The organism is Mesorhizobium shangrilense (assembly GCF_040537815.1).
Classification (GTDB): Bacteria; Pseudomonadota; Alphaproteobacteria; order Rhizobiales; family Rhizobiaceae; genus Mesorhizobium; species Mesorhizobium shangrilense.
The window spans coordinates 21,096-27,751 of record NZ_JBEWSZ010000018.1; the positions used below are offsets into that span (position 1 = coordinate 21,096).

The window sequence follows — 6,656 nt, forward strand, 5'->3', positions numbered from 1 at the left end:
AATCCGAGGCTTGCCGCTGTCGTCGGACGCTTTTGGGAACAGACTCGCGTTCTCGGCCCACTGGCCGTGCTGGCTTTTGCACCTTCAACGATATCTTCTAACAAAGGATAGTGGATTATGACCAATGTAAATTGGAGCGGTATCTTTCCCGTTCTCGTTACTCCCTTCGGAGCAGATGGCTCCATCAATGAAACGCGTTATAAAGAACTCGTTGACGATGCAATCGCCAACGGCGCACAGGGCGTGGTGGCGGCTGGTAGCACGGGCGAATTCTATGCTCTCACCAAAGCGGAGCGCGCGCATCTTCACAGGGTAACAGTCGATCATGTGGCTGGCCGCGTGCCTGTTCTGGCAGGCGTCGCAGATTTGCGCGTCGAAGATGTACTGGAAGCATGTCAGTCAGCTGTCGCAGCGGGCTGCGTTGGTGGAATGATCCTGCCGCCAATATATGCCATGCCGAGCCCGCGTGAGATCGTAGCCTTCTTTGAGTACATTTCTCGCAACACATCGCTCCCGCTGATGCTCTACAATAGCCCGCGCCGGGCTGGCATCGACATCACCCCGGCTCTCGTGGAGCAGCTTTCCGCGCTGCCAACCGTGGTCGCCATCAAGGACAGCTCCGGCGTCATTACCCAGGTGAGTGAACTGGTGCAGCGCGTGGGTGACAAACTCCGCGTCTTCGTCGGCTACGAGACCATGATCGTTCCGGCCCGCGCCGTTGGCGCTCACGGGGTCGTCGCCATGGCGCACCAAATCGCCGGACCGCTGATCCGCGACTATTGGGACAAGGCACTCACCGGAGACAAGGTAGTAGATGAGCTCGGGCGCGATGTCTTCGCCTTCTACCGTTGCTTCCAGTCCGGTGCGTACTACGCGGCCATCAAAGAGACCATGGGCCAGCTTGGCCGAGGCGCAGGCGGTCCGCGCCTGCCGTTGCTGCCGTTGGCCGAGGAACAGAAAGCAACCATTGCAAAGATCATCTCTGATGCTGGTCTTGCGCGTTGGGCCAACCCTTAAAGAGGATTCTGTACGCGATACCGCAAGCAGATCAAAAAAGCTCTCGCCGACTAGCGTTTGAGAGCCCCCTACCTTGCCTAAGGAATAGATATGTATACGAAACTGGCACTCCTCATCGACGGCGAATGGATCGAGGAAACCAAAGCTGGAAGCGAAACCGTTCTCAATCCTGCTACGGAACAGTCGCTCGGTACACTGCCGCACGCAGGCAAGCCCGAGCTTGACCGCGCTCTTGCGGCAGCAAGCCGCGCCTTCGAGGGCTGGAAGCGCACCTCGCCTTACGAGCGTGGCCAGGTCCTGCGGCGTGCCGCTGGCCTGATGCGTGAGCGTCTAGACCACATTGCGACTGTGCTAACGTTGGAGGAAGGTAAGACCTTGGCGGAGGCCAAGGGCGAGATCACAGCTGCGGCGGAATTCTTTGACTGGTTCGCAGAAGAGGGTCGACGCAGCTATGGCCGTATCATTCCTGCGCGAGTAGCCGATATGCGTCAAACAGTGACACAGGAGCCTGTTGGTCCAGTCGCCTGCTTCACCCCTTGGAACTTTCCAGCAGTGACGCCAGCGCGCAAGATCGCGCCCGCTCTCGCCGCTGGTTGCACCTGCATTATCAAGCCGGCCGAGGAAACGCCGGGCACTACCCTTGAAATAGCACGGGCCCTTACCGATGCTGGTCTGCCCAAAGGCGTGCTTAACGTTGTGTTTGGGGTGCCGGCTGAAGTATCTGAGTATCTCATTCGGTCGCCCATCATTCGCAAAATCTCCTTTACCGGATCCACCCCGGTTGGGCGCCACCTCGCTCGGCTTGCCGGAGAGAGCTTGACCCTTGCTACCATGGAGCTTGGCGGTCACGCACCCGTGATTGTCGCAAAGGATGCTGATGTTCAGCGTGCTGCAGAACTTTCGATGGCTATCAAATTTCGAAACACCGGTCAGGTCTGCACATCGCCAACCCGATTTTTTGTAGAGCGTCCAGTTTACGAAGAGTATCTGGAACATGCGCGGGCCTTCGTACAGAAACAGGTCGTGGGCGACGGCTTGCAATCGGGCACAACCGTGGGACCAGTGGCCAATCCCCGCCGTATCGCAGCCATGGACGATCTCATCGCAGACGCCTTGTCCCATCAGGCGCGGCTAATCACGGGAGGGCAGCGCATTAACGCTTCGGGCCTGATGTACATGCCGACGATCCTGGCGGACATTCCTGAACAGGCGAGGGCAATGACAGAGGAGCCGTTTGGTCCACTTGCGTTGGTTCAATCTGTTGATGATATAGAACAGGGGCTCGCGCGAGCGAATGCATTGCCATATGGTCTGGCTGGATACGCCTTCACCCGCTCCGCGGCGACCGCTAACCGTATCTCGGAGGCTATGGAGGTCGGCGTAATCGGCATCAACCAGATGGTGGTAACGATCCCAGAGACTCCGTTCGGCGGCATCGGCGATAGTGGCTGGGGTCGAGAGGGCGGTATCGAAGGTTTGGAATCTTACACCGTTAAAAAATATGTCGGTCATCTTCATGTGTAGGAGATGAGAAATAGGAAAGGAGGCGCGGGACATGACCTTTGGACAGAACGTTATCAGGCTGGCGGCCGCGGCTGCTCTCCGCTGAGGGCCCGCGCTATCTTGCACTAGAGCGTTTCCTGTTTTGAGAGAATCGTAGGATTGAACGAAGCCGCTGACGCGGCATTTGGTGCACGGGTTTGCGGATGACGCTTCTGTTTTGAAGGATTGCTGCTGTTGAAGCGCAACCTTGAGAACAGGAGTTTGAGATGGCCGAGTTGATCCCGCTTCGCCGACGCATGATCGAGGACATGACGATCCGCAATCTGTCGCCGGCCACCCAGCGATCCTACGTGCACGCGGTGGCCAAGTTTTCGCGCTATTTCGACCGCTCGCCGGACCGGCTCGGCCTGGAGGACGTCCGCGCCTTCCAGGTCCATCTGGTTTCGGCGGGAGTCTCGTGGCCGGCGCTGAACCAGACGGTGTGCGCGCTGCGGTTTTTCTACGGCGTGACGCTGGGCCATGCCGAGATCCCGGAGCGGATCGCCTATGCCCGCGCGCCACGTACGCTGCCGGTGGTTCTCAGCGCTGACGAGGTTGTCCGCTTTCTCGAGGCGGTGCCGAGCCTGAAGACGCGCACCGCCCTGACGACGGCCTATGCCGCCGGCCTTCGCGCTTCGGAGACTGTCGGACTGAAGGTCGGCGACATCGACAGCGGACGCGGCGTGATCCGGGTCGAACACGGCAAGGGCGGCAAGGACCGCACGGTGATGCTGTCGGCGCAGCTTCTGCGCATCCTGCGGGTCTACTGGCGGCTGGCAAAGCCGCAGGGCTGGCTGTTTCCGGGCCGGGATGCAAATCGACCCATCGACGTTCAGGTATTGTACTCGGCGTGCCGCTCGGCGCGTGCGGCCGCCGGCATCGACAAGCGCGTGACGGTCCACACGCTCAGGCACGCCTTCGCCACGCATTTGCTGGAGAACGGCACCGACATCCGCATCATCCAGGTGCTGCTTGGTCACAACAATCTGTCCTCGACGGCGCGCTACACCAAGGTCTCGAACGGTCTGATCCGGCGCACGACGAGCCCGCTCGATCGGTTGAACATCGAGGTGGTGCCGCCGGGCTGATCGGTTCCGCCCATGTCGGCGAGACTGGAGGTGGCGGATATCTTCCGCCGCCATGGCGAGGCGTATCGACAGGTTCATGACGGTCATCTCGGACGCGTCGAGCGGCGTGTGATGAGCGCCATCGAACTGTGTCGGACGGCCGAACTGGGCGGCCATGTCGAGGGCTGCCGGTCCTGCGGGGCGATCCGCGTGGCCTACAATTCCTGTTGCCACCGGCATTGCCCCAAATGCCAAGGGCAGGCCTGCAGGGAATGGCTCGCCGCGCGGCAGGACGAACTTCTTCCGGTTGCCTACTTCCACGTGGTGTTCACGCTGCCGGCCGCGATCGCCGCGATCGCCTTCCAGAACAAGGCGGCGGTCTACGCGATCCTGTTCAAGGCGGCCGCCGAGACGCTGCGCACGATCGCAGCCGACCCAAAACATCTGGGCGCCGGGATCGGTCTCATCGCGGTGCTGCACAGTTGGGGCCAGAACCTGCACTATCACCCCCACCTCCATTGCATCGTGCCGGGCGGTGGCGTCTCGCCCGACGGCTCCCGCTGGGTCGCCTGCCGGCCGGGGTTCTTCCTGCCCGTGCGCGTGCTGTCGCGCCTGTTTCGGCGGCTGTTTCTGGAGGCGTTGCGCACCGCCTTCGACGCGGACGGCCTCAAGTTCTTCGCCGATCTCGCCGGCTTGGCCGAGCCAGCCGCCTTCACCCGCCTGTTGGCCGAAGTCCGTCGCCTCGCATGGGTCGTCTATGCCAAGCCGCCGTTCGGCGGGCCAGAGCAGGTGCTGGCCTATCTCGGTCGCTATACCCACCGTGTCGCCATCGCAAACTCCCGGCTCGTCAGCATAGCCGACGGCAAGATCGTGTTCCGCGGGAGAGATTATCGGCAGGGCGGCAAGGCAAAGCTCATGACGCTGGATGTGCACGAGTTCATCAGGCGCTTCCTGCTGCACACCCTGCCGGACGGCTTCCACCGCATCCGCCATTACGGGTTCCTCGCCAACGGCCATCGAGCCGCAAAGCTCGACCTGTGTCGCAGGCTGCTGGCCGGATCGCAGCAGAACGAGCTCGAACCGGATGCCGAAAGCGCCGCTGTCGCCGCCGAGCGCCTTGCGGTGGCGCATCGCTGCCCATGCTGCGGAGAGCCAATGATCACGCTCGCCATCTGGCGGTGCGGCCAGGCGCCGCCGCGCCCCTTCTGGAACGACACCTCATGACCACGCCGGGTGCGTCCACATCACCCGGAACGGTACCCGTCGCCATGGGCGCCGGCACCCCGACCCTTGTCCCGCCGCACAAAGCCGCAAGCAGACAGTCCGGCGATCGAAGGCACTGCAGCCTATCCGACGGCTCGCGCCATCACGGTTCCGCCTTCCACCGCGCCATCCTTCGCTGTGGCCGCATCGTGAACGCCCTTCATCAGCCTGGCGAAGACGATCCCGACCGCTCCTGCCGGCTACAATCCCCATAGCGCCAGTCTTGCCCGCGGCTCCGTTCAATCCGGCTTGCAATGAGGTCCGACAACCAGCCGGACGCTCCGTCGTGCCTGCAGACCTCACAGAAGCCTCCAGATTCTCATCCAGATTGTCGCGCGCTTCCGCATTGCATCGCCTGAACTGCTCCCGGATGTTGGGCCGTTGCCCCATCTGATTTGCTCCCCGCAGTTTTGGGGCGGGAGCAAATCAGATGAGGCGGATAAGCATGGCGACGCGGATGAGCTGGTGAAGGTGGTAGCGGAGCGCTACGCCCGAGGCGATCGGGCAGAGAAGTCGCGCATTCTCGATGAATTCGCGGCGGTAAGCGGCGTTCACCGCAAGCATGCCATGCGGTTGCTGCGGAATGGACCACAGGCGCAGCGTTCGGGGACCGGAGCGCCGGCTTCATGACGACGCGGTGCGCGAAGGGCTGATCGTGCTCTGGGAAGCTTCGGATCGCATCTGCGGCAAGCGTCTGAAGATGCTGATTCCGATTCTGATGGAGGCGATGGAGCGTCACGGGCATCTGCACCTAACCGCCGAGATCCGCACACGGCTATTGGCGATGAGCGCGGCCACGATCGACCGCGCCCTTCGCGAGGTTCGAGACATCGCTGGTGGGCCGAGACGCCGTCGCAGTACAGCGTCCACCGCGCTGCGGCGCAGCATTCCGATCCGGACCTTCTCCGATTGGCAGGATCCTCCGCCTGGATTCGTCGAGGCCGACCTGGTGGCGCACAGTGGACCGACGACGCGGGGAAGCTTCATACAAACGCTTTGTCTTACCGACATCGCGAGCGGGTGGACGGAATGCGCGCCCTTGCTGGTGCGTGAACAGAAGCTGTTGAGCGAGGTGCTGACGGTATTACGGCGGCTCCTGCCATTTCGGCTTCTCGGATTCGACACGGACAATGACAGCGTGTTCCTGAACGAGACGATACGCGACTACTGTCTGGATGCCGGCATCGAGTTCACCCGCTGCCGTCCTTACCGCAAAAATGACCAGGCCTTCGTCGAACAGAAGAACGGCGCCGTGGTGCGACGTATTGTCGGGTATCGTCGGCTGGAGGGGCTTGAAGCCGCTGCTGCCCTTGCACAGCTCTATTCGACGGTTCGGCTGTTCGTGAACTTCTTCCAACCCTCCTTCAAGCTGGCCGGAAAGGAACGGGACGGCGCCCGCGTGCGCAAGCGCTATCACCCTGCGGCAACACCGTGCCAGCGACTGCTGGCAGATCCACGCACGCCTGAACCGGTTCGTGCCAAGCTTGCGCAAACACAGGTGAGGCTGGACCCGGTAAAGCTGCTGCAGGAGATGCGATCGGCGCAGCAGCGCCTCGTCGACATTGCCGATGAATCCTGCACGCCGGCGCTGGTGGTGAGCGATCCGGCGCTGGACCATGCGGCGCGGCAATCAACGTGAGAGCGCGTATTGCCTCACCGTGGAATGCTCCCGACCGACATTGTCCGTTGCCTCATCATAATGTTCCCCACGACTGGGATCCGGATCAATTCGTCATCGGGTCGATTGCCGGCTCGAACTGCATCGCG

4 protein-coding genes and 1 pseudogene are annotated in these 6,656 nt (G+C 62.0%); all 5 read left to right on the top strand.

Annotated features, from left to right (window positions below; all coding sequences use genetic code 11):
- Window positions 1-117: 117 nt before the first annotated feature.
- Window positions 118-1,017 carry a dihydrodipicolinate synthase family protein gene (locus tag ABVQ20_RS39610; RefSeq protein ID WP_354465232.1) on the top strand — a complete coding sequence of 300 codons (900 nt, stop codon included), beginning with the start codon at window positions 118-120 and terminating at the stop codon, window positions 1,015-1,017.
- A 90-nt stretch (window positions 1,018-1,107) separates the two neighbouring features.
- Window positions 1,108-2,541, top strand: a complete 1,434-nt coding sequence (locus ABVQ20_RS39615) for an NAD-dependent succinate-semialdehyde dehydrogenase (RefSeq protein WP_354465234.1) — start codon at window positions 1,108-1,110, stop codon at window positions 2,539-2,541.
- 245 nt (window positions 2,542-2,786) lie between these two features.
- Entirely contained in the window at window positions 2,787-3,647 is an 861-nt protein-coding gene (locus tag ABVQ20_RS39620; RefSeq protein ID WP_354465236.1) for a site-specific integrase, read from the top strand.
- Between the two features lie 12 nt (window positions 3,648-3,659).
- Window positions 3,660-4,850 (top strand): IS91 family transposase, encoded by a 1,191-nt coding sequence (locus ABVQ20_RS39625; protein WP_354465237.1) that lies wholly within the window; start codon window positions 3,660-3,662, stop codon window positions 4,848-4,850.
- A gap of 469 nt (window positions 4,851-5,319) precedes the next feature.
- Window positions 5,320-6,459, top strand: a pseudogene (locus ABVQ20_RS39630) (transposase); the annotation flags it as partial.
- Between the last annotated feature and the right edge of the window lie 197 nt (window positions 6,460-6,656).